Source organism: Pannonibacter carbonis (genome assembly GCF_003012935.1).
Classification (GTDB): domain Bacteria; phylum Pseudomonadota; class Alphaproteobacteria; order Rhizobiales; family Stappiaceae; genus Pannonibacter; species Pannonibacter carbonis.
This window is the reverse complement of record NZ_PUDR01000005.1, coordinates 64,932-91,350: the sequence shown is the minus strand read 5'-3', so window position 1 is coordinate 91,350 and position 26,419 is coordinate 64,932. Positions and strand designations below refer to the sequence as shown.

Sequence of the window (26,419 nt, the reverse complement as noted above, 5' to 3'; positions counted from 1 at the left end):
CATGGCGGCTGAAGCTGAGGCCGACGGCGAAGACGGCGCAGAAGGCGCCAAAGGCGGCGGCAAGAAGAAACTCATCATTATCGGAGCTGGTGCGCTGGTCGCGCTGCTGGCTATCGGCGGTGGCGCGTATTTCTTCCTGTTTTCCGGTGGCAATGAAGCCCCGTCCGACCCGAATGCGCCACCGGTGCGGGAGCAGAAGCCGGTGATGTTCTTCGAGCTGCCGGAGATGACGGTAAACCTGTCGACGACCGGGCGTGCGACCTACCTGAAGGTCCGCATCGCGCTTGAAGTCGATGACCAGGGAACGATCGACCGGATCACGCCGTTGCTGCCGCGCATTCTGGATGCCTTCCAGATTTACCTGCGCGAGTTGCGTCCAGCGGATCTTGAGGGATCTGCAGGCTTGTTCCGGCTCAAGGAAGAACTGCTTCGACGCATCAACATGTCGGTTTATCCGGCAAAGGTGAATGCGGTGCTGTTCAAGGAAATCCTGATTCAGTGATGGTGCGGCATGGCTGACGACGATGACGATCTGAGTGATGCCGATCTGGCAGATGCCTGGGGTGCGGCCCTGGCAGAACAGGGCGTTGGCGATGATGACGACGACCTAGCGTCTGCGTGGGGTGCCGCGCTCGAGGAGCAGGGCGTCGGCAATGCGGATGACATGGCGGCCCAATGGGCGGCGATGATCGATGACAGCGAGCCGGAGCTTGAAAATGCGACGCGCGGGGCTGACCGCGTCCTGAACCAGGAAGAAATCGACAACCTCCTCGGCTTCAACATTGAGGACACAATTGCCGGTGACCAGAGCGGTATCCGCGCCCTGATCAATTCGGCGATGGTGTCCTATGAACGCCTGCCGATGCTGGAAATCGTGTTCGACCGCCTCGTGCGTCTGACCACGACGTCCTTGCGCAACTTCACGTCGGACAATGTTGAAGTCTCTCTGGATTCGATTTCCTCCGTCCGTTTTGGCGATTACCTCAACTCTATTCCGCTCCCCGCAATCCTTGGCGTGTTCAAGGCCGAGGAGTGGGACGGATTCGGGCTGGTGACCGTCGAGTCGAGCCTGATCTACTCGATCATCGACGTACTGCTGGGCGGTGGGCGTGGCACCACCGGCATTCGTGTTGAAGGCCGGCCCTATACGACCATTGAGGTGAACCTCGTCCGGCGGATGCTCGAACTGATCCTGGCGGATGCGCAGCAAGCCTTTGCGCCACTGTCACCGGTTCACTTCAACCTGGAGCGCCTGGAAACCAACCCGCGCTTTGCAGCGATCTCGCGCCCGGCCAATGCGGCCATTCTTGTCGAACTGCGCATCGACATGGAAGACCGGGGCGGCACCATCGAGATCATGATGCCCTATGCCACGCTCGAGCCGATCCGCGATCTGCTCCTGCAGATGTTCATGGGCGAGAAATTCGGCCGTGATCCGATCTGGGAAGGGCATCTTGCCAGCGAGATCCACGCAGCTGAACTCGAGGTCGATGCAGTTCTGTACGAGACATTCCTGCCGCTCGGGCGGGTTCTCAGCTTCGATGTGGGTCAAACCCTCGTTTTCAATGTGGAACCTACCGATCCAATCACCATCAAATGCGGCAATGTGGCCCTCACGGAGGGTACACTCGGGCGGGTCGAGGATTCGATCGCGATTCGGGTCACGCGAAGCCTCAGGCGGCCGAAGATGACTCTGGCAGCCTTTGAACGCGCGATGCAGAAGGAAATGGAAAGCACATGAGCCCCCTGCCAATCGGAATGATCATCGAGAGCCTGGTGGCGGTCCTTCTTGTCGTTACCATCGGCTATTGCTGGATCCTGAATCGCCGGCTGCAGCGTCTTCGCGCCGACGAGGAGACCCTTCGGGCCACGATTTCCGAGCTGATCACCGCCACGGAAATTGCCGAACGCGCCATTCTCGGCCTCAAGGCCACTGCGAACGAGGCCGACAAGACCCTCGGCACTCGCCTGTCCCAGGCCGAGCAGATGTCCAAGCTGCTGGCCGACCAGCTCGGTGAAGGCGAGCAGGTGCTGACCCGGATTGCGCAGATCGCCGAGGCGGCACGCACGGCGCACACGGCCGAGGCCTCACGCCGCGTGGCCGAAGATCAGGCTGAAGTTGCCCGGTCCGCCGCGCAGGCCGCTCAGGCAGCTGCGGTCCATGCCGCCCGTCCAGTTACCGGCGGGGCCCATCAGCCGGCCTATGCCCCGACCCGTCCTGCAGCGCAGGGATATGTTGCGCCGCAGCCGCAGCCACGTCCGACTGCCCCGGCCTACCAGCCGTCATCAGGCAGCCAGTTCCGGCAGCCGATGTCCCAGTCTGTAGCCCAGACGGCAGCCCAGCATGCAGTACAGCCGCAGGGGCAGGCCCCGTCCGCGCAACCCGCCGTTCCTGTGAGCCATTCTCAGGCTGGCGTTTCGACCCGGGACATCCGGGCAGCTGCAGCTGAAGCAACGGCCCGGCTCGAGCGGTTCCGCAAGAAGTCGGAGGAGGCAGCAGCGTGACACTCCGCCTGCTTCCTATTGTCGGTATTGCAGCCAGCGCTCTGCTGGGTCTGAAGGTGCTCGGGCTTGTGCTCGGGCATTCGACGACCGTATTGCCGATCCAGGAAGCCCGGGCGCAGGCCCCTGCCGCCAACCAGACGCCACCTCCACCAACGCCCCCGGGTGGGGCGGAACCTCCTGCTCCGCCGGGTGATCCGTCTGCAAGTGCTGTTCCACCACTGGCGGGGACCAACGAGATGGAAATTGGCGGATCTGCCGCCGAGCGGGCTGTTCTTGAAAGTCTTGGCAACCGCCGCCGGGCCCTGTCCGATCAGGAGGGGCAACTGGACCTGCGCGAAAAGCTGCTGCAGGCAACGGAGGACCGGGTGCAGCAGCGGGTCGATGAACTGAAAGCGCTTGAACAAAAGATCGAACAGGTCGTCGAGGAAAAGCGCAAGCAGGAAGAAAGCGAAGTCGCCGGTCTGGTGGTCATGTATGAAAACATGAAGCCAAAGGATGCAGCCCGGATTTTTGACCGCCTGGAGTTGGAGATCCTTCTCAAGGTCGTGCGGCAGATGAAGCCGCGCAAGATGGCAGATATCCTGGCGAAAATGAGCCCTGAGTCCGCAGAAAAGCTGACGGTTGCCATCGCCAGCGGCGATCCTGACAAGCGGGCTGATCCTGCCGCTCCTGCCCAGCTTCCGAAGATCGGCTCAAATTGAGGGATTCGGACCGTTTCGGTCAGTTTAGGGCTCGCCTGTAAGGCCGCGTTAAGGCCAGCGTCCTAGGGTTGGGCGTGATGCCGAGCGAGAGGATAACCCTGACTTTGTTGACACTTATGAGGCAAGCGCGTGAGTTCGCCTCGTCATGGGGCCAAAGGGCCGCCCGGGGACTTCCGGTGCGGAAGCGCTTCTTCGTTGCGTTGACACCTTTCCTGCTGCTTTCGGCGCTGCTGCCCGGTCCGGCCATGCTCGGGCATCCGTCCGGTTTGGCCTATGCCCAGAGCCTGTCTATTGTGGAGATGCAGGCCAAGGCCGAGAAGGGCTATGGCCGCATGATCCTGACCTTCAAGGACAAGACGCTGCTGCCGCACTATGATGCGACGGTTACCAGCGGCGTCTTGCGGATTGCCTTTGAAGAGCCGATCGCGATCAGCGTCGATGATATCCCGCTGCAGCTTGCCGACTATATTGCCATTGCCCGGCGCGACCCGGACGGCAGTGCAATCCGCTTTGCGCTGAAGGACAAGTTCCGCATCAATACGCTGGAGGCCGGCGAGAAGCTGTTCGTTGATATCCTTCCGGCCAACTGGCAGGGCCTGCCACCCGGCTTGCCGGACGACGTGGTGCGCGAGCTTGCCAAGCGCGCGGAAGAAGCAATGCGCCAGGTGCGCGCCCTGGAACAGGCGCGGCTGAAGGCAGAGGAGGGACCTCGGGTCAACCTGCGCGTTGGCGAACATCCGACGTTCACCCGGCTGGTCTTTGACTGGACCGTTCGATTTGACACGTCCTTCGTCCGGGAGGACGATATTGTCCGCGTTACCTTCAACCAGGCTGCCCAGCTTGATGTCAGTGACCTTAGGGCACATCTGCCTCCGGGCGTAGTTGATGCAACGTCTTTTCTCGACGGCGGCAAGCTGAAGTTCCTGATGCGGATCGATCCGACCGTCGATATTCGCGCGTTCCGCGAGGAGCAGACCTATGTCATCGATATCACGCCGACGGTCGGTCGGGTGGGCGATGCGGTCAATGATGCCATCGGCGCGGCGATGAATGGCCGCCCGGCGGGGGCGCAAGGGCTGATTGTTGCACCGGGTGAGGGGGGCAATGCCATGCCAGCGCCGCCTGCGCCCGGGCAGGGTTCGGCCAGCGATCTTCCGGGTGTTCCAAAGGCTGATCCGGAAACCGTTCCCAAGCCCGGGGCCATTGCACCCGCGGTGGTGCCTCTTCCCGTATTGGCGGATGCCGGGCCGGCGACGGACCCGGCCTTCGTGCTTCCAAGAGCCAAGCCAAGCCCGGACCTGGTCGTGCTGGCAGGGCGTGAGGCTTCAGCCGGGCAACTGCTGCCTGAGGCGGGCGAGCCTGATACGGTTGCGTCCGTTTCTTTCGTTCCGCCTACGACTGAGGCTGCTCCGCAGTCCGGGCCTCCGGAGCTTGTCCGGTCAGCCCAGAACAACGCCGCAGCGGACGCGGGCCCGCGCGTGCTAAGCGCCCAGAAAGATTTCGGCGACCGGATCATCAATGCTGCGCCACTGGATCTGATGCCCGGGACGGGCGTGCCCCAGATTCCGTCGTCCGACCAGCCGAGGGCACCGCGTGTTCTCGAGGGCGTGCAGATCCCGGCTGCTGTTGACTTGCGCCAACCGTCCCCGTCGACTGCGGCCGATCCCTGGCGCGCTGCGGGCGGTGCGCAGGGCAGTGAAACACAGCCGTCGCAGCCGCCGGCGGAGCCGGCCTCGCCCGAAAGCCTGCCGGCCAACGCCGCAGACGCCGTGCGCAACTATGTTGCCGCAGAGGCCCGACGGATCGGCAACACCGTGCGGGTGGTGTTTCCGTTCCGCGAACAAGTGTCGACTGCGGTGTTCCGGCGCAATGATTCGATCTGGATGGTGTTCGATACCAGCGTCACCATCGACGTGCGGGCGATCAAGTCAGCCTTGCAGGATGTCGCCAGCGCCATCGACATGCGGGAGTATGGCGACTACCAGGTCTTGCGCGTCGATGTGACCTCGGCGGCCCTTGCAACAGTCGGGGCCGATGGCAACGCCTGGAACCTTGTCGTCGGTGACATGATTGTCGAGCCGTCGCGCCCTCTGTCCATCGAACGCAACGTCCGGTCCGATGGCGGCAGCGTCCTGCGCATTCCGTTCCAGAAGCCGCAGAACGTGCGCACCCTGACAGATCCGTTTGTCGGGGATACCATTGTGGCCGTGACCGGGTTCGGACCGGCGAGGGGGCTTTTAAAGCCGCAGCGCTTTGTCGATCTCGATACTTTGGCCTCGGCGCATGGCGTTGCCATCGTGCCGCAGACGGATGGCGTGAAGCCGGAACTGGCTGGTGACGATGTCATCCTGCAGCGCGACCAGGGATTGACCCTGTCGACCGGGAACCTGCGCGGCTCGCGTGTGCTCAACACGATCATTGATCCCAACCAGCCCAATTACGTCGATTTCACCAGCCTTGCGACGAGGGATCAGGGCGAGTTCATGCAGCGCCGGATGGAACTGGAAGCGGTCCTGACCAACGCGCCGCCGGACCGGCGGCGCGGACCGCGCATGGATCTGGCACGGTTTTTCCTCGCGCATCTGCTGCCTTATGAAGCGCTGGGAATGATGCAACTGGCGCTGGAGGAAGATCCGGCACTTGCGGACGAAAGTGCCTTCAACCTGATGATGGGGGCGGCCCAGACGCTGGCGGCGCGCCCTGAGCAAGCCTATCCGCATCTCAATCGCCCGGATCTCAAGAACAGTCCCGATGCGGCCGTCTGGCAGACCGTTGTCGAGGTCGCACTCAACAACTGGCCGGGGGCACGCATTTCCATGCCGCGCGGCCGGGCTGTGATCGGCAATTACCCGGTGCGGATCCAGGCTGAGTTCAACATCGCGGCTGCGCAGGCGATGGTCGAGCTGAATGATTTCGGCATGGCCAATGCCATTCTGGCCGAGATCGAGCCCAGCCTGATTTCACCCGTTCAGGCGGCCCGGTATGACCTGTTGCGCGGCCGGGTGGCCGATGCGTCCGGGCGTTCGCTTGAGGCCTTGACTGCGTTTGACCTTGTGGCTCGGACGGATGACCGGCCGCGCGCCGCCGAGGCAACCTACCGGGCCCTGCGCATTCGCCACCGGGATGGCGAACTGACCACGGACCAGACGGTCGAGGAACTGGCTGCGCTGGCAACCTGGTGGCGCGGTGACGAGGTTGAGCTGAAGACATTGCGCTTCCTCGCCCAATTGCAGGCTGAACGCGGCAACTACCGGGAAGCCTTCGAGGCGATGAAGCTGGCAGTGCAGTCGAATTCGGAATCCGAGACAACGCGGCTGCTGCAGGAGGAAATGAACGCACTGTTTGCGCTGCTGTTCCTCGATGGCAAGGCCAATGAAATGCCTCCGGTGAAGGCATTGGCGCTGTTCTATGATTTTCGCGAGATGACCCCGCCGGGGCGTCAGGGCGATGAAATGGTACGCGGCCTTGCCAAGCGGCTGGTGGAGGTTGAATTGCTCGACCAGGCCAGTGCCCTGCTGCAGCATCAGGTCGACAACCGGCTCAAGGGTGCGGCCCGGGCGCAGATTGCGGCCGATCTGGCTGCCATCTACCTGATGGATCGCAAGCCTGAGCGGGCGCTCTCGGTGTTGAACCGGACGCGGCAGGCAAACCTTCCCTCAACGCTTGAACGCCAGCGCAATGTGGTGGAGGCCCGCGCCCTGACAGAGAGCGGGCGGCCGGATCTGGCGCTGGAACTGGTGCGCAACATGCGCGGCGGCGAGGTGGACCGGCTACGGGCAGATACGTTCTGGGCAGCGCAAAGCTGGCGTGAGGCCGGGGAACAGCTGGAGGCTATGTATGGCTCGCGCTGGTCTGACAGCATTCCGCTGGAGCAGATCGAGCGCAATGACGTGCTGAAGGCCGGGATCGCCTATTCGCTCGCCGGTGACCAACTCAGCCTCGACCGGCTACGCACGAAATATTCCGCCAAGATGTCTGACAGCCCGGAGTCCTTTGCCTTTGACGTGGTGACACGTCCCATTGAGGCGCAGGGTGTCGAGTTCCTCGAGGTCGCCCGCGGAGTGGCCTCTATCGACACGCTCACCACGTTCATGGATGAGTACCGCCGCCAGTACATGACGCCGAATGACAGCACCGGAGGCGGGGCGATGGCCAACGCCCAGTCCTCGAACGGCTAAGGCGACCTAGGCCGCGCTAGCCGCCCGTACCAAAACTTCGCACCAGGCTGCCGGCAACCAGGTTCCAGCCATCCACCAGCACGAAGAAGATCAGCTTGAATGGGAGCGAGATCACGACCGGCGGCAGCATCATCATGCCCATCGACATGAGGATCGAGGCAATGACCAGGTCGATGATCAGGAACGGCAGGTAGAGCAGGAAGCCGATTTCAAAGGCCCGGCGCAACTCACTGATCATGAAAGCCGGGATCAGGACCTGGAAGGACAATTCCTCGGGGGTCTCCGGTACCGCTCGCCCCGACAGTTCCTGGAACAGCGCCAGATCCTTCTCGCGCACCTGTGACAGCATGAAACTGCGGAAGGGCTCGGATCCGCGCTCGAACGCCTGTTCGAACTCGATTGTTCCCTCGACCAGCGGCTTGACGCCCTCTTCATAGGCCAACTGCAGGGTCGGAGCCATGATGAAGGCAGACAGGAACAGGGCGAGGGAGATCATCACCGAGTTTGGCGGTGCGGTCTGGAGGCCGATGGCCGAGCGCAGCAGTGACAGCACCACAACGATCCGGGTGAAACAGGTCACCATGATCAGGATGGAGGGGGCGAGACTGAGGATGGTCAGCAGCGCGACCATCTGCACGGCCCGCTCGGTGACGCTGGTGCCCTCGCCAAAGCCGATTGTGATTTCCTGTGCCTCGGCTGCACCGAGGCCCAGGAACGGCAGGGACAGGAGACCGATTAGGCCGGTCAGGACAAGGAGAGCGGGCTGGGACCGGGAGGCCGGGCGGCTTCTGCCTGCCCGGGCTCCAACTAGGGTCAGGCCCGTCATTTCCGCCCTTGCACGCCGATTTCGGAGAGAAGGCGTGCCATCTCTTCCTCGATCGCATTGACACCCGCAGCGTCGCGGTTGCCAGCCTGAACTTCGACTTTCGGGACTTCAATCGCCGGGACTTCAATCGCCGGGGCTTCGACGACAGCTTCAGAGACCGGGGTGACTGCCGGGATGGTGGCCTCCGGGGGACTATCGGGCGCCGTGGCCGCCTGCGTCGGTACGACCAGATCGGCCGCCGTCAGTTTGATTTCCGGGATGACCCCGGCGACTGGCGGGTGGGAAACAGAGACCGGGTTGACTGCCGTCTCACTGCCGATGGTCAGGGATGCGAGCGTGGCTGCGGCGGCAACGGTTTCGGTCGAGGCCTGCTTCGGCTCGGGCCGGGATTCCAGCTCGAAGATGTCATCAGCAGCCGGAGCGGCTTCCAGAGGCGCTTTCGCCTCTGGCTGCGCTTGCTCTTTCACGGGCCCGCTGCTTGTCTGGAGAACGGGCGGTGTCAGCCGGACTTCGGATGACACGGGCGCGAGCGGGCGAGTGGAGGTGCCGGGCACAGGACCACCGAGCCGCACGTTTGCCATCACCGGCTCCCTTTTCGCGGGCGGGGTCTCAAAAGGTGCAACTTCGGCAGCAACCGGCGGCGTCGCGGGCTCTGGCTGCTTGCGCGGCGGGACCGGGAAGCCGCCGAACATCTTGGTGTCCGCAACAGTCGGAGCAGCGGCAGCGGCGCGGCTTTCCGGGTCGTCGACCTTGGCTGGCGGGGTGGATCCAGCCTGCTCGGTTGCGGCAGGCGCCGGCTGTCTCTCGATCTCTGCCACAGCTTGAGGCGCTGCTGCGGCCTGTTGCGCCGCCAAGGGGTTGGGGAAGGCGGTCCGGGCGCGAGCGGCAGGTCCCGAGGAGGGCGGCGTCAGCTGCCGTTTCACTTCCGGCTCGGGCGCAGTTCCCGTGCGCTCAGAGGACCTGGACAGGCTCCGGGCAAGGTCAGCCACGGCAGCGCCTGCAGCGGCAACGGATGCGCCTGCCTTTGTTGTCAGTGTCGAGGCCGCGGCGGCAATCGCCTCGGCCGGGCGCGCAGGCTGCTGGGACAGGGTCGGCTGGACCCTGGCGGCGTCTGGATTGGCCGCTTCGCTGTGAACGGCGGACGCAACTTGCGTATCAGCCACCGGGGGGCGGCGTAGCGGTTCGGTCAGTGCGGCAATGCGCGGGCGCAGCGACTTGACGTTGGTCTCGTCTTCGCCATCGGGCGTTGCGGCCTCGACGCGCGGCGTCGTGTTGCGGCTACGCAGGGCGGCCAGGGCAGCTTCCTGTGCGGTCTGCCGCAGAGAAGAGGCGCGCGGTGCAGCTGGCGTCGGTGCGACCTGAGCCTGAGCCCGTACAGCAGCCTCAGGTGCGGCGGCTACCGGTTGCGCCGCTGCGTGGGCGGCCATGGCGACAGGGGCAACGGGTGTGGCCGCTGTGGCCGCAGCTGGGGCAACCGGCCAGGAGGCGGGGGCGGTTGCTGGGGCGGCGGCATAGGGTTCCGGCTCGCCCTCATAAGGGGCCGTTCCGTATTGCGGCGCCGGTTGGCCTGGACCCTGTCCGGCTCGCGGGTAGGGCGCGGCAACCGGTGCGCCGCGGACAATGGCCTGCTCGACCACGACATCGGTCGGTCCGCCCACGAGGATCAGGTGCTCGACATTGTCCCGGCGGACCAGCAGCAGGCGGCGCCTTGGATCAATGTGCATGGCATCCATGACCGCGATGCGCGGTTGCCGGTTGCGGCCCGTGCTGATGCGGTTGCCGGTCAGTCGCCGCAGGACGAACAGGACGAGACCGATCAGGCCAAACACAATGGCCAGCGCGATGATGAAGGACATCACCCGGGCGATGCCGTCTCCCACGCCGAAGGTTTCCGCGATCCATGTGTACATGCGAACCTCTTGAAGCCTAGACCATCTGGTGCAACGGAAAGCCGCACGCTAGATGCTCTAACACATTAAGATCGATCAGCTTTTCAGCATTCATCGTTGCCGGTTGAATGCGTGCCGATCTCGTGATGGCCTGAAGCTATTCCGGCGTCCGGACACACTGTCCAGCAGCCAACGGCCGTTTCTGGTGGTGTGCAGATATCATCTGAAGCCGATCAGGTATACTGTTGCGTCATTGTGCGGAGCTTGCCGGCCCCTTGCTCGGGTCCTGACCAGCCGGTCGCAGTGATTCTTTCCGGTTGTTAGGAAAGATTAACACCGTGCGGCAAAAATTGCCGAGTCCGGTCGGGCGTGTCCGGTTGCGTTTCCCGCAGAAATCCATGATTTCCACTGAAATGCGGCGCCAGTTTGAAATTGCAATAGGCTCAAGCTTAACCATTCGTTAACCATTTGACCGGCAACACTTGCCTAATCCGTTAACAAATGGTGACTCGCATGGCCTTGTCGGATCTTTCGATGTTCCGGGCGTTGAAGTCCAAGATGCACTGGCACCAGTCGCGTCAGAGCGTTCTGTCGGAAAACGTTGCGAATGCCGACACGCCCGGCTACCGCGCCCGGGATATGAAGGCCTTCGACCTCGACAAGCTGGACAACACCGGCAGCGCTGGCCTGTCCACGGCGATCACTCAGAAGAATCATCTGGCCGGTTTCATGACGGCATCTTCCAACAAGAACACCAAGATCGATTCCTTCGAGATCACGCCGGACGGCAACAGCGTGTCACTGGAAGAGCAGATGATGATGGTGACGGCCAACCAGATGGACTACCAGGCCGCGACCAGTCTCTACACCAAGAGCATCGGGCTCATCCGCATCGCCCTCGGCAAGACGGCGTAAGGAGCACTGTCATGGATCTTGTCAAATCCCTGTTCGTTTCGGCCTCTGGCCTTAAAGCCCAGAACGGCCGTATCCGCGTGATCGCTGAGAACATCGCCAATGCTGATTCCACCGGCAAGACGCCGGAAGAGGATCCCTACCGGCGCAAGATTCCGACCTTCAAGAACCAGTTTGATCGGGCATTGCAGGCCGAAACGGTGGCTCTCGGCCGCATCGAGGAAGACAAGTCTCAGTTTCCCACCCGGTATGAGCCGGGTCACCCGGCAGCCGACATCAACGGCAATGTGCGGATGCCAAATGTGAATTCGCTGGTGGAGAGCGTCGACATGCGCGAGGCGCAGCGCTCCTACGAAGCAAACCTGAATGTCATCGAAGCCACCCGCCGCATGCTGCAGCGGACAATCGACATCCTGCGCGGCTGATCGCCGGCACGCTGAGGAGCCTTGAGCCATGTCCATTCCCTCGATCGCGGCGAATGCCTACCAGAACATGTCGCGGCTGACGAAGCCGATTGCCGCCGAGGCCGAGATGGCCCCTGCTGGTGGAGCCGATTTCGGTGGCCTGGTGCGGGATGCGGTGAACAACGTCGTCCAGGGGGGGCGCGAGGCCGACAAGATGGCGCTGGGCCTTGTGCAGGGCAAGGCGGACGTGGTTGACGTGGTGACTGCCATTGCCGAGACCGAGGTTGCACTGGAAACCATGGTCACCGTGCGGGACCGGGTCATCGCTGCCTATGAGGAAATCATGCGCATGCCGATCTGATCGGCTTTTGCAGCGCTGAAAGCGGGGAAAGGCATGACCGGACCTGAAGTCATGGACGTGGCACGCGAGGGTATATGGACCCTCGTGCTTTTGGCTGCGCCGACGATGGTCGTCGGGCTCGTGGTCGGCGTGATCATTGCCCTGTTCCAGGCACTGACCCAGATCCAGGAAATGACGCTGGTTTTCGTTCCGAAGATCCTTGCCATCTTCGTCACCATGGTTCTGACATTGCCATTCATGGGCAGCCTGATGAGTTCCTTCATGGCGCGCATCACCGACCTCATCCTGGCAACCGGCTGAAAGGGGGCGGGCGGTGACGCTGGAACTGTCCTTCCTGCCGGCGATGGCCGCCATGTTCATGCTGATGTTCGCAAGGCTTGGCACAATGGTGATGCTGCTGCCGGGGCTTGGGGAGAGTTCGATCCCGGGGCGGATGCGCCTCACCATCGCCCTTGCCGTGACCCTGGTGCTCTATCCGATGGCATCACGCAGCTATCCGGCTGATCTCATGACGAACCTGCCGCGGCTCGGGGTTTTGCTCGCCGGCGAGTTCCTGATCGGCTTTGCCATTGGGCTGTCGGCGCGCATGATCACGGCTGCGCTTCAGATCGCGGGGACGATCATCGCCAGCCAGATCGGCCTTGCCTTCGCGATGGGCTCGGATCTCACCAATTCCGGCCAGCAGGGGGCCCTGATCGGCAACTACCTGTCCATTCTGGCGGTGACGCTGGTATTCGTCACGGACGCGCATTTTCTGATCATCGCGGCGCTGCATGACAGTTTTACCCTGTTTCCTCCTGGGGACCTGATGCCGATCGGCGACTTTACCAAGGTGGCCGTCGACACGTTTGCGCATGTGTTCTCGATCGCGGTGCGCATGAGCGCGCCTTTCATCGTTGTGGGGCTTGTGTTCTATTTCGGCCTCGGCCTGCTCAACAAGCTGATGCCACAGATGCAGATCTTCTTTATCTCGATGCCGGTGAACATCACGCTCGGCATCGTGCTCCTGCTGGTCCTGATCGGGACGATCATGTCCTGGTATCTCACCCATTTCGCCGAGCAAATCGGCCGATACACGGCGGGGTAGGGGCGCTATGGCTGAAAGCGGCGACGACGCCGAGAAAACCGAGGACCCCACGCAAAAACGCCTCACGGAGGCGATGCAGCGCGGGGATGTCGCGAAGTCCCAGGAAGTCTCGACCTGGTTCCTGATGGCGGGAACAGCGATGGTGGTTGCCTTTTTCGCGCCGGCGGCCGCGCGTGATCTCGGCGCGCACCTGAAGTGGTATCTCGAACAGGCCGCAATGATCCAGGCGGACGGCAACGCGCTGACGGATCTCCTGTGGGACGTCGGTTTCGTCATGGGAGCGGTGCTGGGCCTCCCGTTTCTGCTTCTGCTGCTGATGGCCGTGGCCGGCAACATGGTGCAGCACAGCCTCATCTTCAGTGCCGAGGCGCTGAAGCCGAAACTGTCCAAGGTCTCGCCCCTGTCCGGCTTCAAGCGGTTGTTCTCGGCCGACAGCCTGATCAACTTCGCAAAGGGGATCGTGAAAATTACAGTGGTCTCGATGCTGATGATTGCGGTGTTGTGGCCGCAGCGGGACCGGGCCGAGACCATCATTTTTGCGCCGGAACTGGTGATGCTGGAAGAAACACGCCAGCTGATCCTGCAACTGATCGGGGCGATCCTCGCGGTCATGACAATTGTTGCGGCTGGCGACTATCTCTGGCAGCGGCGCAAGTGGTTCGAAAAGCAGAAAATGAGCCAGCGCGAGGTCAAGGAAGAATACAAGCAGACCGAAGGTGACCCGCTGATCAAGGGCAAGATCCGGCAGTTGCGGATGGAGCGCAGCCGCCGCCGCATGATGGCCGCCGTGCCGCAGGCAACCGTCGTGGTGACTAACCCGACGCACTATGCGGTTGCGCTCAAATACGATGAGGCCATGGGCGCGCCACAGTGTATTGCAAAGGGCACGGATGCGGTGGCGCTGAAGATCCGTGAAGTCGCCAAGGGGGCAAATGTACCGGTGATCGAGAATCCGCCACTGGCCCGTGCGCTCTATGCCAGTGTTGAAATCGACCAGTTCATTCCGGAAGAACACTACAAGGCGGTCGCGGAAGTCATCGGATTCGTTTACCGGATGCGGAAAACCCGGAGCTGGCGCGCGAATTAGCGCAACGCGAGTTGAATTTCGCCGCCGCCCGCAGAATGCTGGCGCAGGTGCCGAATCCCGCTGGGCGGGAGGGAGATGGTCAGGAATGAGCGACAGGGACGGGGAGCCGGCAGCGCCGGTGGTCGATCGGGGCGAGCGGACCGGCAACATTGCCGTCTTGCTTGTGCTCGCGCTTGCCCTGGTGGGCGCGGCGACAGCCTTTGCCGTCATGGGGCAGGAGGCATCCGAACCCTATGTTCTCGGCCTTCTCGGCATCCTGGCGGTGGTCGGGGTGTTTTCGCTGTTTGCCGGAGCCATCGGTCTGTTGCGCTTTGCGCCGCGTGCTCCGGTCAATCCGCTTGGTGCGGCGTTTCTCGACAGCCTGGATGATGGCGCGATCGTCACCGATGCCGATGGCCGGATGATCTATGCCAACCAGGCCTATGCGCAGCTGACCGGTGCCGAATCGGCAGCTGACGTGCGCACCGTCGAGCGGGTGTTCTCCTCTGACCCTGATGCAGCCGACGTGATCTTCCGCCTGTCGCAGGCGATGCGCGAGGGGCGCCGGGTGCAGGAAGAGGTGCGGCTGCCCTATGCGCTGGATGGCAGCGACGGCGGTGCGCGCTGGTACAGGGTGCTGGTGCGCCCGTTGTCTGTCGCCCGCAAGGAGGGCGGGACAGGTCGCCGCATGACCGTCTGGCAACTGGCCGACATCACCCGCGACCGCAGCGACCAGGAAAGCTCTTTCCAGGAACTGCAGCGGGTCATCAACTTCCTCGACCATGCGCCAGCCGGGTTCTTCTCCTGCGATGCCCGGGGCAAGCTTGTTTATCTCAATGCCACTCTCGCCGACTGGCTCGGCTATGATCTGGCCCAGTTCCAGGCGGGCGAAGTGGCGCTGTCGGAGATTATCCGGGGCGACGGGGCCGAACTGGTCCGCTCCGTGCGCGGCACGGCGGGTGAGGTCAAGAGCGAGACCTTCGATCTGGATCTTGTCACCCGCAACGGGCGCGGCATTCCGGTTCGCCTGCTGCACCGCGTGCCCTTCGGTGCCGACGGCATTGCCGGTGACAGCCGCACGCTGGTGCTGAACCGGTCACGCGGTGAGGAGGTTGCCGAGGCGCTGCGGGCGGCGGAAGTGCGCTTCGCCCGGTTCTTCAACAACACGCCGATCGCCATTGCCTCCCTTGATGCCGAGGGCCGGGTGCTGCGCACCAATGCCCCGTTCCTGCGCCTGTTCGGCGCCGCCGACCCGACCTCGGACGGCACAAGGCTGCAGGATTTCGTCACCGGCCCCGGGCGCGAGGAACTCACCAAATCGCTGGCCGCCGCCTCCAAGGGCATCGGCGCGATTGCGCCGCTCGACCTGCCGCTGGCCAAGTCGTCTGACGGCCGCTCGGCGACGTTCTATGTCTCGGCGGTGCAGGACGGGGCAGGGGATGGCGAGGTGGCCATTGTCTATGCGCTGGAGACGACCCAGCAGCGCGCGCTGGAAGCCCAGTTTGCCCAGAGCCAGAAGATGCAGGCCATTGGCCAGCTCGCCGGCGGTGTGGCGCATGACTTCAACAACGTCCTGACGGCGATCATCGGCTTCTCCGACCTGCTGCTCGCCAGCCACAGACCGACCGATCCGTCCTTCCAGGACATCATGAACATCAAGCAGAACGCCAACCGGGCGGCGGGCCTTGTCCGCCAGCTGCTGGCCTTCTCGCGCCGCCAGACGCTCCGGCCACAGCAACTGGCGCTGAATGATGTGCTCGCCGACCTGACCGTGCTGCTCGACCGGCTCCTGGGCGAGACCATCGAGCTGAAGATGGTACACGGCCGGGATCTGTGGCCGGTGATGGCGGACGTCAACCAGCTCGAACAGGTGATCATGAACCTGGCGGTGAACGCCCGCGATGCGATGGCCGAGGGCGGTCTCCTGACCATCCGCACCGGCAATGTGAGCGAGCAGGAGTCCACGCTCTTCGACAACACGCGCGGCATGCCGCCCGGCGAATACACCATGATCGAGGTGGTCGACACCGGCACCGGCATGTCGCCGGAGATCATGGAAAAGATCTTCGAGCCGTTCTTCTCGACCAAGGAAGTCGGCAAGGGCACCGGTCTTGGCCTGTCGACGGTCTACGGTATCGTCAAGCAGACCGGCGGCTACATCTTCTGTACCTCTGAACTCGGCTCTGGAACCACATTCCGCATCTTCTTCCCGCGCCACATCCCCAAGGAAGTTCCGGTCGTCGAGAAGAAGCAGGTCGAGGAACCGGAAAAGGTCAAGGATCTCACCGGGTCGGCGACCATTCTTCTCGTCGAGGACGAGGAAGCGGTGCGCGCTTTCGCCGCCCGCGCGCTCGCCTCGCGCGGCTATACCGTGCATGAGGCGTCCTCCGGCACCGAGGCGCTCGAGGTGATGGAGGAGACCGGCGGTACCATCGATCTGGTGGTCTCCGACGTGGTCATGCCGGAAATGGACGGCCCTACACTGCTGGTCGAACTGCGCAAGACGCGGCCCGACCTCAAGATTATCTTCGTGTCGGGCTACGCCGAGGATGCCTTCGAGGAAAACCTGCCGGCGCATGAGAAGTTCTTCTTCCTCGCCAAGCCTTTCACGCTGAAGCAACTGGCGACAACGGTGAAGGACGTGCTGTCAAGCTGAGGCGGCAAAAAAGGGTTCAACCAGGGTCCTCGATCACGTTTCAGGTCTCCAGGAGAGGCAACGACGGGCAGAACGGCCTCGTTCAACCCCTTCCGGAGACCGATCATGTTCCAGACCTTATCTCTCAGCCGCACTGCATTTGCGGCTTTCACCCTTTTTGTTGGCGCGTCCAGCCATGCCACCGCAGCTGACATTGGCTTTCGCGACTTCGAGACAGGTGCCGACACCGCGCGGCCCTTGCATGTCAGCCTGTGGTATCCCGCCAGGAGCGGCGGCACGCCGGGCATCGTTGGCGACAATCGCGTCTTTCACGGCATTGCTGCCAGAACGGGTGCGGAGCCCGAGATGGGACCGCATCCGCTTGTGGTCCTCTCGCATGGCTATGGCGGCAGCTGGCGCAATCTCAACTGGCTTGCCGGGGAACTGGCCGCGCAAGGCTATGTGGTAGCCGCGCCCGATCATCCCGGCACCACGACGTTCAACCGGGACCCGGCATCCGCAGCCCGGATCTGGGAGCGGCCGAAGGACCTGTCCCGCGTCATCGATGCGGTGCTGGCCGATCCGGCGTTGGCAGGCCGCGTGAATGGCGAGAAGATCGCGGCGATCGGGCATTCGCTGGGCGGCTGGACCGTCACGGCGGCGGCAGGGGCAAGGTTCGACACGCGGCGCTTTGCCGAGGACTGCGCCAAGGGTCACAGCCCGCGCGCCTGCGGCCTGCTGCAGGAACTGGGGCTCGACAATACGAGCGTTGAAGCCGACCTCAAGGACCCGCGCATCGGGGCCTTCGTCTCATTCGACCTTGGCCTTGCACGCGGCTTCACACCGGAAAGCCTGAGCCAGCTGAGCGTTCCGGCGCTGATCTTCGGCGCAGGCGTGGACATTGGCGATCTGCCGGCGCGGCTGGAATCGGGCTATCTGGCCGAGCATCTGCCAGCATCGACCGCACGCTACAACGAGATCGCCGATGCGGCGCATTTCAGCTTCATGCAACTGTGTAAGCCCGGTGCGGTCGAACTGATCGAAGAAGAAACACCCGGCGATGGCATCGTCTGCAAGGATGGGGGTGAACGCAGCCGCGAGGACCTGCATGCGGTGGTCTCGGCCGAGGTCATCGACTTCCTCGGCAAGGCGCTCGCAACGCCGCGATAAACGTGGGCTCAAGGTGCTCCTGGGCTCTCTGATGTCACCCCGGCCGAGCAACGCGAGAGCCGGGGCCTACTCGCTTCCAGATCGGCGCGGAGAGATCCGCAGCGCCACGGCAGGCATTCTGCAGCTTATCGGAATTTGTGGCGCAGCCCTGTCACAGTTTGCCGCTCTGCAAACGAGTAGGCCCCGGGTCTGCGCTGCGCTCCGCCCGGGGTGACACGTGGAGGGATGCGGGCAAACCTGGGGGGCTTGTTGCCTCAGGCGGAGCGGCGGTAGTCGCTTGGGGTCGTGCCGGTGACGCGGGCGAATTCGCGGTTGAAATTGGACTTGGTCTGGAAGCCGCAGTCGAACATCACCGTGGTGACGGGTCTGTCGGTCTCCGCCAAGAGCCGCATGGCCTCGGCAATGCGGTACTCGTTGACGACCTGCGACACGTTGCGTCCGTGGATGCGATTGACCGCTGCCGAGATCTGCCGCGCCGGGATGCCGATGCGCCGGGCGAGGCGTGTCAGCGTCAGGTCCGGATCGCGGTAGAGCTGGCGCTCCCGCATCGTGCGGTCGACGCGGTCCAGAATGGCGGCATCGGTTGCCTGTTGTCCGTCTGGATCGTCAGCCGTTGACGGGGGTGCGATGGCCGGTGGCGGGGCATTGCCCTCGCTCTCATCGGCCGGAAGGTCTGAACGGGCGGCCGTATCATCGCCTGTTTCCTGTCCGGGCTGGCTGCGGCCGATGACCATGATGGCATAGGCTATGACCGGCAGGGTCAGCATGTTGGCGAGGCTGACGATCGATGCCGCGTGCTGCCCGCCGAGGAGATCGAAATCGACAGCGACCGCAAGATCCACGCAGCCTGAACCGACCAGCACGAGGCCTGCGAAAAGTACCGCGCGACGCGCAGTCGGCGCATCGCTCAGCCTTGCATCAACGAGCCGGTCCGTCCCGGCCGCAGCCTGGCGCAGCAGTGCAGCGCCGTAGCCGAAGAACAGACCCGCCAGAACCAGATCAAGGGGCGGATGCCACCGGTTCCAGCTCGCGCTCAGGATCAGGACCAGCACCGGTCCGGCGGCGTGGTGCCAGGCATGGCGGAGAGGCTGGCGAGCAAGTCCGGTGAAGGAGAGCCAGGCAAAAGGCGGCAACAGGGAGGCCACGACCGGCTGAAGCATTCGCAGCGCGGGCAGGTCTATGGTCCAGCGCAGCCCGACGACAGCGGTCAGGAGCGTGCAGCCACCAATGAAAATGGTCGAGGCCGTCGGGCGAAAACTGCTGCGCAGCAGGTTCTGCAGCAGCAGGATCAGCAACAGCAGTGCCAGCACGAAGGGGAGGGGGATGGCCGGCACCACAGTTCATCGGCTCCCTTGTGGCCGTCAGAGGACCTACCGCTGCAAGTTCCGCTATCAGACCGCCGGGCAGCCCGACGTCTGCTCCGCGCGGGACTTGAGGCCCTTCAGGCTGTCCATGGTGTTGGCGTTGCCCGGCAGCACGAAGCTCTGTTCCAGCGCCGTGCGGGCGTTGTTGATCACCGCCAGATCCTGCACCGCAAGCGTGTTGCAGGGCTCTCCGGTGAAGCGGACGCGCACGCGGATGACCCGGTCGCCATTGTCGGAGGCACCGAATTCGGCATCCAGCGCCGGGTTCGCACCGGTCATCTTTCGCTCGATCACAACCATGTTGGCATCCTGCTGCACAACCGGCGTGCCGCGCTGCTGGGCGCTTTCGACCAGGGCTGCGCGCACCTGTTCCGGGCTGGCCGCTATGGTCAACGACTGCGCACCGGCGGGAACGGACAGGGCCGGCTGGGCGGGAAGGGCAGGGGCCGTCGGCACAGGCCGCGAGGACTGGCAAGCGGCAAGAGTGGCGGCGAGTGCGACGACGGTGAGCGACTGGCGCATGGCGCGATCCTTCGGCTTGGCCGGTTCGGTCGGCAACCGGGGCGACGGTGGAGCCTGTGCTAACCGGCACCCTGTTTCAGAAACGTCTTTGGACAATGGTCCATCACATAACCAGATCCGGCATGAAAGGAAGGTCTGTCACACCGATATCCACCTCCAACTGTGACAGGAGTGTGGTGATCTGGCCACGATGATGCGTCTGGTGATTGAACATGTGGCTGACCAGAAGCCAGCGCGGACGGGTGCTGACGCGGCTGCCGTCGGTGCTGGTCCAGGTGAGATCATCTGCCAGCCACTGCGGCGTCAGGTCCAGCGTCCAGTCAAGGATGCGGCCGCATTGCTCCAGATGCGCCTGGCGCAGCCCCTCAAAATCATCATGGATATCAACGCCCATGCCGCGATCGGCCGCCGGTGCGCCGGTGAAACGGCTCATCCAGACCATGTCACCAAAAAGTATGTGGTTGAGGGTCGAATGGACCGAGCGGAAATATGCGCCGCGATCCGCCTTGCGCGTTGCATCGTCAAGGCCGGCTGCGGCGCTGTAGAGCTTCGATGTCATCCAGGAGTTATAGGCGGCGAATCGCTGGTAGAGCGCTGGATCGGACATGACTTTGCCTTGCTTCCTGCGGTTTCGATTAGCGGCAACAAAAGATCAGAATGTTTCCCCGGTGCGGAACCCGTCGCCGCCGGAGGAATTGCTGCCGGATCCGCTCCGCGACCCACCACCAGACCCGCCACCGAAGCCGCCCGGAAGGCCGCCGCCGAGACCACCACCGAACCCGCCTGGCAAGCCGGCCTGGCGCCGGTTCGATGGCTTGCGGCTGTGCGAGCGCTTGGCGCGTGCCCAGTAGTCGGCACCGGTGATGGCACCCTTGACCAGTTCACCGAGCAGCACCGTGGTCAGGTTGTCGTCCTTGAAGGTGGAATCCCAGCCATCATAGCCGCTCTGGCGAAACTGGCCGGCAACCTTGGTCAGTTCCTCGCGCCGGCGCGACAGGTCGCGCTGCAGTTCCTTGTCCTGCCGCACTTCGCGGGTCAGGTCATTCACCTGCGCCTCGATTTCCTGCAACTGGCGCACCAGCTTCTCGTCCTCCAGCGAGGGCGTATCTAGCGCGGCACGGAACAGGTCCGTGAGATCGGTCATCTTCAAGACTTCGGCCAGCTTGCCTTCGGCGGCCTTGTAGGTGTCGTCCTCGCCATTTGCGTAGCGCTGCAACTCGGCACTCAGCGCGGCGATTTCCCGCTCAAGGTCTTCGAGCGACTGATCCTGCGTCACGATGGCGGCTGTCTTTTGCTCGATGACGGAGTTGAGATCCTGGCCGGCAAGGTCTGCCGCTGCCTTGCGCTGCGCCTGTTGCAAGGTTTCCAGCGCTTCGGCGGCCTCAACCTCGATCCGGGCGGCATGGGCTGCCAGCCGCTCGGGAATTTCGGTCAGCATGACATAATTGGGCCGTGCGGCCTCGAACTGGATGATCCGGGCCACCCAGCGGTCCATGCTGCGGATCAGGCCGCTCGAGGCATAGGACGTGGTGCCGAAGCCGCGCTGAAGCAGATACAGGAACAGCGGGTCGCTTTCATAGGCCTTGCCCTTCTCCGCCTTGTCGGCCGCTGCTGTTGCGGCCTTGGACCTTGCAGCCTCAGCCATGGTCTGTGCCGTTTCGGCGGCCTGCTTCAGGGCCTGGAAGGTGCTGTCGGCGGCCAGTTTCTCGCGGAGCTTGCCGGAGAGCTCTTCCAACTGGTCCTCGGCACTATCGCGCGCATCCGCCAGCTTTTCCCGCTCGCGCTGCAGTTCCGCCCGTTTGGCTTCCTTGAGGCGAAGGCGCTCGGTCAGGGCTGCAATCTCTTTCGATCGTGTGTCGAGCAGCAAGCGCGCGCCCTTTGACGCGCCGCCCAGCCGGTTGTCGATGTCATCGGCCTTGCCGGTGTCGAGGCGGAAGCGGGCGAGCGCAGAGAACACTTCGCCCTGCTGCGCGTGCAGGTCAGAGACGGCGCGGGTCGCCCGTTCGATGCGGTGGTTGAGTTCGGCTTCCTCGCGGCGCAGGTCGGCCAGCGCCTGTTCGATGGAGCCGAGGGTCTGGCGTCCGCTCAGCATCTGGCCTTGCTCCCTGTGTTCGCCCGCGCCGTTACCATGTTGTGATCGCTCCGTTTTCGACCTTCATGGCCCAGTCGATGTCGAGCTTGCCACGGGCCTTGGTTCCGAGCACGGCGTCCTGGACAATCCCGTCCTTGGCCTTGTCGTCGCGGATGCGGTTGAAGACGGCTTCCGGGACGCGCTGGCCCCAGATGGTGACGGTCTTGGGCTTGCGGTCTTCTTCCGAGATGATGGTCCGCTGCAGCGCCTTGCCATCCGGGCCGATGGCTTCCACCAGGAGATAGAAGTTTCGCGTGGCGCGGTTGACGTCCGGAATGCGGGTGACGCCGGTCGGTGTTCCGGGCCGCGAGACGATGCGCACCTCGAAACGGGTGCTCAGTTCGGCCTCCAGCGCGGCGAGATCAGCAACCGCCTTGCGTGCGGCCGTCAGATCCTTGGCCTGGACGGCGCGGTCAGCGTCGGTTGCAAGGGTCACGGCCTGGGTCAGCGCAGCCGGATCCTGGCTCAGCCGGTCGATGGCCCCGGTCAGCCGGGCCACTTCGGCCGGAATGCCCGTGGTCAGTTCCTGAGCCAGCGTCACGGCGGCCCGCTCGCGGGGGGCAACGACGAGCGTCTGCCAGCCGATGACGGCGGCAAGGATCAGCGCCACGGCAATGCCACCGAATTTTGCGATCATACCCCGGCGGATATAGGCAAGCGCCAGCGTCCGCGAGAAGCCTGCGGCGGGCGGGGCATAGACGAAGCGGTCCTGCTTCAGGCCACTGACGCCCTGTTCGAGGATACGGTCGGGAACCGATATTCCCTGCGAGGCATAGATTTCGCGCAGCCGCGCAATCAGGGCGGCATCACTGGTATCCTTGCCAAGCTCGCGCTGCACCAGGGCGTCATCGTGGCGGAGCGTGTCCACCACATCCATCGCCATCATCAGGTCGTCGAGGGGCGGCTGCCCTGCATTCGCCGTATCGGCCATCGAGATCCTCCGACCCGCATATGGGTCCGTGGAATGCGCTTGAAAAGAGGTGTCCCGGCCGCACCGGCAATGCCGGAACCAGGGCGCGTGGCAAGATCAGTGCGGCCGCAAACGCATCATGTCAGCGCAGGGCCGCGCCTTCGGCGGTGAGCTTGGCAAGGCGGCGCTTGCCGTCTTCCACTGCCACACGGATCTCCTCGGAGTTCTTGGTCGACATCTCGCGCATCTCGTTGATGATCGAGCGGGAATTTTCCTGGAAGGAAATGACGCTGTCGACGAGTTTCTTCACCGAGGCAGCCTGGACGGTCGGGCCATAACCGGCCTTGATTGCAGCTTCCTGCACCGCGCCACCGATTTCGGCAAGGGTCTCGAGGCTCTTGTTGACCCCGTCCTTCATGGCGTTCAGCGTCTCGGTCGATTCATGCAGGCCCTGCAGGCCTGTGAAGGACGCGTTCAGTGCCGTCAGCACGGACTCGTTGGTGGAGAAGAAGCTGACCGACTGGGCGTAGACCCGTTCCTTGGCATTGGTGGTCTGCAGCAGGCGGACCATGATGACTTCGGAGGTGTTGTAGCCGATGGTCAGGTTGTCGGCGAGGTCCTTGGCGACCTGGTACCGCTTTTCCTCGTCCTGCATCCGGCGCATCTGCTCGTCGCGGGCCAGTTCCAGCCGGGCCTTTGCGGCCGCGTCGGTTCCGGTATAGGCGGAGACTTCGGCCGAGGCGGCCTCCAGCGCTGTCTTGGCGGCGTCGAGCTTGGCGGTCGCCGTGTTGAGCACTTCCAGCGCCAGCACCTCGGCCTGCTTCAGCGCGCCGCGATAGTCGCGATAGGCGTTGAGGATGACCTGCTCGCGTTCGATCTGGTCCTTGGTGGCCTTGGCGACCTCGATATAGGTCTTGCGGATGTCGTCGAAGCGGTCGGAAATCGTGCCGCGGCGCATGTCGCGCCAGCGATTGGACAGGTTCTCCATGAAGGAGATCTTGCCGTCGGCGAGCTGGTCGACCAGCGCCTTGGCATCGTCGCGGATCGAGTTGAAGGCTTCGGTGATGGTCTCGTAGCGCTCACCGATGGACATCGTCTGGATCTGGGTGCGGACCACCTCGTTGAAGGTCGATGCCTGGCCGAGGGTGCGGGTGATGACCGCGATCTTGTCCGGCGACAGGTCGGAAATCTGTTCCAGCAGCGCGTTGATCGGCGCATCGGCCTGGGTTTCGGGCATCAGGCCCATGTCGCGCAGGGCGCCAACGGCCTTGTCGAGGTACTGGAGGGGAGAAAGCGCAGTCGTTTCGGTCATTTGCCGCTCCTTGTTCATGGACGGGAGACAGGCTCCCGCCATGGCATCCGCCGGCCGTCGTGGCCGTTGTTGTCCGGCCTTTCGGCCTGTTTTGCGAACGACGGCGAGCTGTTCTGCCCGAAAGCTGCCGTTGCGTCCCGTTCCTGCCCCTTTGGCGCCCGCCCGGCGGGCGATGAGAGCATCACCACCCAGGCGATGCCTTCATCCCGGCCACTCGCATGGCGCAGTGCACCAAGTAGGTCAGTCCGGTGCGATGAAGTCAACGCCTTGGCAGGTCAGGTCAATCATATCCCTACTGCCTGTAACCGGAACGTGACACTGCGTCAGGTGCGTCCGTTGGATGTCAGGCGCAGACATCTGGGATCCGTTCGACACGGCAGGGCAGCGTCAGCTTCCGGTCAGTGCGACGGCGATGGCGGCGGCCAGCCGGGCGTTGTTCCGCACCAGCGCGATGTTGGTGACGAGGCTGCGGCCCTTGGTCAGTTCGAAGATCAGCGCCAAGACGAAGGGCGTCACGGTCTTGCCGCGAATGCCGCGACGGTCAGCCTCGGCGATGGCAGCATTGATGAACCCTGCCATCTCGGCCTGCGGGATCTCGGCCTCCGTCGGCACCGGGTTGGCGACCAGCACACCGCCGTGGTCGCCAAAGATCTGGCGGGCCCGGATCAGCCGGGCTAGGTCTTCCGCGCTGTCCATCCGGTACGGGGAGGGCAGGCCGCTTGTGCGCGACCAGAAAGCCGGCACCTCGTCCACGCCATAGGAGACGACCGGCACGCCGCGCGTTTCCAGGACTTCCAGCGTTTTCGGGATATCCAGCAGGGCCTTGGCTCCGGCGCAGACGACACAGACCGGGGTGCGCGAGAGTTCGTCAAGGTCGGCGGAGACGTCGAAGCTGGTCTCAGCGCCCTTGTGCACTCCGCCAATTCCGCCGGTGGCAAAGACCGCGATCCCGGCCAGATGGGCGGCCATCATGGTGGCGGCAACCGTGGTGGAACCAGGGCGGCCGGTAGCTATGGCGATGGCAAGGTCGGCGCGCGAACATTTCATCACGCCTGTCGCCTGGCCAAGACGGTCGAGATCGACGTCATCAAGGCCGATGCGGATCCTGCCATCAAGAACGGCGATTGTTGCCGGCACAGCACCGGCAGCGCGGATATCGGCCTCGACCTGGCGCGCGGTCTCGACATTCTGCGGGAATGGCATGCCATGGGTGATGATGGTGGATTCCAGCGCGACGATGGGCTGTCCTTGCGCGCGCGCTTCGGCGACTTCGCGGGAGAACTGCAGCAGGCCTGCGGCATCGACGGGCAGCGCGGACAGGGGCAGCGTGGCGGACATGGCGTGTTCCTTGTGGCTTTGGATTTGAAACAGGCGTTTCGAATGACAGGGATTGAGGGGATGATACCGGAATGCCGGCGGATCAGGGGGCCAGAACCGGGCAGATATTGTCCCATGCAAGATCAGGCGCGACCGCGCCCGTGGCCTCGAGTGTCAGCCGGGCCGCAATGAGCCCGGCATGGGCTGCATCCTCCAGCTGCAGGCCGTGAGCCAGGCCCGCTAGGGTGCCGGCGATCAGGGCGTCGCCAGCGCCGGTGACATCGACGATCTCGACCGGGGACGGCTCGATCTGCAGCGGCCTGCCGCCCTCGACAATCGTCAGCAGTCCGGCCCCGTCGCTCAGCACAACCTGGCGCGAGCCGAGGGCTGCAACGGCCAGCGCCAGTGGAACGGCCGGTTTTGCCTCGGCAAAGCCCGTCCAGGCGGCAGCCTCCGCCCGGTTCAGGAACACTAGGTCGAGCCGTCCGGCGAGGGCGGCAAGGCGCGGCGCCTTGGCACTGGAAACGGCATCGGCGACCAACAGCCGCTCGCCAGCCCGTTCGGCCAGCTCTGCCAGCGCGTCATCGGGCAGGTTGGCCTCGGCGAACCAGATCGGGCATGCGTCAAGAAGTCCTGCGGCATGGGCAATGAACCCGGCGTCGAGACTGTCTGTGATGGTGGTGTCGCAGATTGCACCTGCAAGGCTGCCGCCCGGATCATGCAGGGCGACATAGCGGCCTGTCGGCAGGTCGGTGCGCGCCAGTGCGGACAGGTCGATCCCTTCTTCTGATAAAAGCCTGTGTAGGCTGATCCCGTCGCTGTCGGTTCCGACAGCGCCGGCGAGGTAAGCCGGGACGCCCAGCCGGGCAAGGGCACGGGCCACATTGGTGGCCACTCCGCCGGGGGTCATGGCAATCGTGCCCGGTGTCGAGGTCTCGCGCAGGACGGGTCTTGCGCCATGGGCGATGAGATCGGCATGGACAGCGCCGAAGCAGGCGATGGCGCGGGGGTTCATCATGGACAACCTGTGGCCGGGACCTGGGTGAAGTTCGGAGCCCTTCTTGTGATCCGATGCCAGGCGGCGCCAGACACCTTGATGGAAAACCCGAAGGCACAAGCGGGCGGCGTA

At 64.0% G+C, this 26,419-nt stretch carries 23 protein-coding genes; 13 read left to right on the top strand and 10 right to left on the bottom strand.

Features of this window, described 5'->3' with window-relative positions; genetic code table 11:
• The first annotated feature begins 1 nt into the window (after position 1).
• The 5 genes from C8348_RS08790 to C8348_RS08770 all read left to right on the top strand — a co-directional run bounded on the left by C8348_RS08790 (position 2) and on the right by C8348_RS08770 (position 7,384).
• The gene (locus C8348_RS08790; protein ID WP_106752954.1) at positions 2 to 502 is read left to right on the top strand and encodes a flagellar basal body-associated FliL family protein; all 501 of its coding nucleotides are present in this window, start codon (positions 2 to 4) and stop codon (positions 500 to 502) included.
• A 9-nt stretch (positions 503 to 511) separates the two neighbouring features.
• Positions 512 to 1,741 carry a flagellar motor switch protein FliM gene (fliM, locus tag C8348_RS08785; RefSeq protein ID WP_106752953.1) on the top strand — a complete coding sequence of 410 codons (1,230 nt, stop codon included), beginning with the start codon at positions 512 to 514 and terminating at the stop codon, positions 1,739 to 1,741.
• The gene (locus C8348_RS08780; RefSeq protein WP_106752952.1) at positions 1,738 to 2,505 is read left to right on the top strand and encodes a DUF6468 domain-containing protein; all 768 of its coding nucleotides are present in this window, start codon (positions 1,738 to 1,740) and stop codon (positions 2,503 to 2,505) included. The genes fliM and C8348_RS08780 overlap by 4 nt, the downstream gene beginning before the upstream one ends.
• Entirely contained in the window at positions 2,502 to 3,206 is a 705-nt protein-coding gene (locus C8348_RS08775; protein WP_106752951.1) for a MotE family protein, read from the top strand. Before C8348_RS08780 ends, C8348_RS08775 begins: the two co-directional genes overlap by 4 nt.
• 176 nt (positions 3,207 to 3,382) lie before the next feature.
• Complete coding sequence (locus C8348_RS08770; protein ID WP_208983664.1) at positions 3,383 to 7,384, top strand: hypothetical protein; 4,002 nt, start codon at positions 3,383 to 3,385, stop codon at positions 7,382 to 7,384.
• Between the two features lie 16 nt (positions 7,385 to 7,400).
• Here the strand turns inward: C8348_RS08770 and fliP are convergent, their stop codons facing one another.
• Positions 7,401 to 8,210 carry a flagellar type III secretion system pore protein FliP gene (gene fliP, locus C8348_RS08765; RefSeq protein WP_106752950.1) on the bottom strand — a complete coding sequence of 270 codons (810 nt, stop codon included), beginning with the start codon at positions 8,208 to 8,210 and terminating at the stop codon, positions 7,401 to 7,403.
• Positions 8,207 to 10,120 (bottom strand): flagellar biosynthetic protein FliO, encoded by a 1,914-nt coding sequence (locus C8348_RS22095; RefSeq protein ID WP_106752949.1) that lies wholly within the window; start codon positions 10,118 to 10,120, stop codon positions 8,207 to 8,209. The genes fliP and C8348_RS22095 overlap by 4 nt, the downstream gene beginning before the upstream one ends.
• A 492-nt stretch (positions 10,121 to 10,612) precedes the next feature.
• Here C8348_RS22095 and flgB point away from each other — a divergent pair, with 492 nt between their 5' ends.
• The 8 genes from flgB to C8348_RS08720 all read left to right on the top strand — a co-directional run bounded on the left by flgB (position 10,613) and on the right by C8348_RS08720 (position 17,734).
• Positions 10,613 to 11,014 (top strand): flagellar basal body rod protein FlgB, encoded by a 402-nt coding sequence (gene flgB / locus C8348_RS08755; protein ID WP_106752948.1) that lies wholly within the window; start codon positions 10,613 to 10,615, stop codon positions 11,012 to 11,014.
• A gap of 11 nt (positions 11,015 to 11,025) precedes the next feature.
• Entirely contained in the window at positions 11,026 to 11,436 is a 411-nt protein-coding gene (gene flgC, locus C8348_RS08750) for a flagellar basal body rod protein FlgC (protein ID WP_106752947.1), read from the top strand.
• A gap of 28 nt (positions 11,437 to 11,464) precedes the next feature.
• Positions 11,465 to 11,776 (top strand): flagellar hook-basal body complex protein FliE, encoded by a 312-nt coding sequence (gene fliE, locus C8348_RS08745; RefSeq protein WP_106752946.1) that lies wholly within the window; start codon positions 11,465 to 11,467, stop codon positions 11,774 to 11,776.
• A 33-nt stretch (positions 11,777 to 11,809) separates the two neighbouring features.
• Positions 11,810 to 12,076, top strand: coding sequence for a flagellar biosynthesis protein FliQ (fliQ, locus tag C8348_RS08740; protein WP_106752945.1), 267 nt, complete (start codon positions 11,810 to 11,812; stop codon positions 12,074 to 12,076).
• Positions 12,077 to 12,089: 13 nt separating this feature from the next.
• Positions 12,090 to 12,863, top strand: coding sequence for a flagellar biosynthetic protein FliR (gene fliR, locus C8348_RS08735; RefSeq protein ID WP_106752944.1), 774 nt, complete (start codon positions 12,090 to 12,092; stop codon positions 12,861 to 12,863).
• 7 nt (positions 12,864 to 12,870) lie between these two features.
• Positions 12,871 to 13,950: a flagellar biosynthesis protein FlhB gene (gene flhB / locus C8348_RS08730; RefSeq protein WP_106752943.1), complete on the top strand. Its 1,080-nt coding sequence runs from the start codon at positions 12,871 to 12,873 to the stop codon at positions 13,948 to 13,950.
• Between the two features lie 85 nt (positions 13,951 to 14,035).
• Positions 14,036 to 16,585: a cell cycle histidine kinase CckA gene (cckA, locus tag C8348_RS08725; protein ID WP_106752942.1), complete on the top strand. Its 2,550-nt coding sequence runs from the start codon at positions 14,036 to 14,038 to the stop codon at positions 16,583 to 16,585.
• Between the two features lie 105 nt (positions 16,586 to 16,690).
• Positions 16,691 to 17,734 carry an alpha/beta hydrolase family protein gene (locus C8348_RS08720; RefSeq protein ID WP_106752941.1) on the top strand — a complete coding sequence of 348 codons (1,044 nt, stop codon included), beginning with the start codon at positions 16,691 to 16,693 and terminating at the stop codon, positions 17,732 to 17,734.
• 254 nt (positions 17,735 to 17,988) lie between these two features.
• On the opposite strand, the gene C8348_RS08715 is transcribed toward C8348_RS08720, so the two are convergent.
• The 8 genes from C8348_RS08715 to C8348_RS08680 all read right to left on the bottom strand — a co-directional run bounded on the left by C8348_RS08715 (position 17,989) and on the right by C8348_RS08680 (position 26,308).
• On the bottom strand, positions 17,989 to 19,068 hold the full coding sequence (locus C8348_RS08715) for a helix-turn-helix domain-containing protein (RefSeq protein ID WP_106752940.1): 1,080 nt from the start codon (positions 19,066 to 19,068) through the stop codon (positions 17,989 to 17,991).
• A 57-nt stretch (positions 19,069 to 19,125) separates the two neighbouring features.
• Positions 19,126 to 19,620: a hypothetical protein gene (locus C8348_RS08710; RefSeq protein WP_106752939.1), complete on the bottom strand. Its 495-nt coding sequence runs from the start codon at positions 19,618 to 19,620 to the stop codon at positions 19,126 to 19,128.
• Between the two features lie 103 nt (positions 19,621 to 19,723).
• Positions 19,724 to 20,227, bottom strand: coding sequence for a DinB family protein (locus C8348_RS08705; RefSeq protein ID WP_106752938.1), 504 nt, complete (start codon positions 20,225 to 20,227; stop codon positions 19,724 to 19,726).
• Positions 20,228 to 20,272: 45 nt separating this feature from the next.
• Entirely contained in the window at positions 20,273 to 21,712 is a 1,440-nt protein-coding gene (locus tag C8348_RS08700) for a coiled-coil domain-containing protein (protein WP_106752937.1), read from the bottom strand.
• 31 nt (positions 21,713 to 21,743) lie between these two features.
• Positions 21,744 to 22,682, bottom strand: coding sequence for a DUF6384 family protein (locus C8348_RS08695; RefSeq protein ID WP_106752936.1), 939 nt, complete (start codon positions 22,680 to 22,682; stop codon positions 21,744 to 21,746).
• A gap of 121 nt (positions 22,683 to 22,803) precedes the next feature.
• Positions 22,804 to 23,973 (bottom strand): cell surface protein, encoded by a 1,170-nt coding sequence (locus tag C8348_RS08690; RefSeq protein WP_106752935.1) that lies wholly within the window; start codon positions 23,971 to 23,973, stop codon positions 22,804 to 22,806.
• Positions 23,974 to 24,360: 387 nt separating this feature from the next.
• Complete coding sequence (locus C8348_RS08685) at positions 24,361 to 25,311, bottom strand: pseudouridine-5'-phosphate glycosidase (protein WP_106752934.1); 951 nt, start codon at positions 25,309 to 25,311, stop codon at positions 24,361 to 24,363.
• Between the two features lie 82 nt (positions 25,312 to 25,393).
• Positions 25,394 to 26,308, bottom strand: a complete 915-nt coding sequence (locus C8348_RS08680) for a PfkB family carbohydrate kinase (protein WP_208983663.1) — start codon at positions 26,306 to 26,308, stop codon at positions 25,394 to 25,396.
• Between the last annotated feature and the right edge of the window lie 111 nt (positions 26,309 to 26,419).